At 37.3% G+C, this 600-nt stretch carries 1 rRNA gene; it reads right to left on the bottom strand.

The annotated features are described in order from the left end of the window. Positions 1 to 494: 494 nt before the first annotated feature. A 5S ribosomal RNA gene (rrf, locus tag MPH60_RS27545) occupies positions 495 to 600 on the bottom strand; the annotation flags it as partial.

Here is a 600-nt window from a genome sequence, read left to right on the forward strand (position 1 = left end):
TCCCACCATAAAGTCAACACATTTCATAATAAATAATTTCTTTTCTTAGATCTTAGATCTAGATTGGTTACAAGGTCCGTTTTGCTAGTTGGTCAGATGTGAAGGCCTCCCATCCCGACAAAGCCTTTTTATCTTTTGAGCTGTTTTCGTAAAGTTTGTTGGGTTTGAACAAAGGAATATTATGGGATATAGTGAGATAAAGTAGTAAGTAATCTTTTTAAGGAGTGATTTTATGGCATATGCTTATACTTTTTTTGTTATTTCTGTAATATGCTATGTTTGTTATCGGCTGATTAAAAAGAAATTAGCACCTTCAAATAGATTTTACAAATCATCACATTCAATATGAAGAGAAATCAAATAACGACAAGACCGTTTAAACAGTCTTTAATTATGTGTTCAAGAAAGCAACACTTTATGCGAAACAGCCAACTTTCTTTCATGACCTTATGAACACAAAAAAAGACCAGCCCGATGGCTGATCTTTTGAAATGGCTTGGCGGCGTCCTACTCTCACAGGGGGAAACCCCCAACTACCATCGGCGCTGAAGAGCTTAACTGCCGTGTTCGGAATGGGAACGGGTGTGACCTCTTCGCTAT

It is taken from the genome of Peribacillus sp. Aquil_B1, from assembly GCF_022603275.1.
Lineage (GTDB): Bacteria > Bacillota > Bacilli > Bacillales > DSM-1321 > Peribacillus.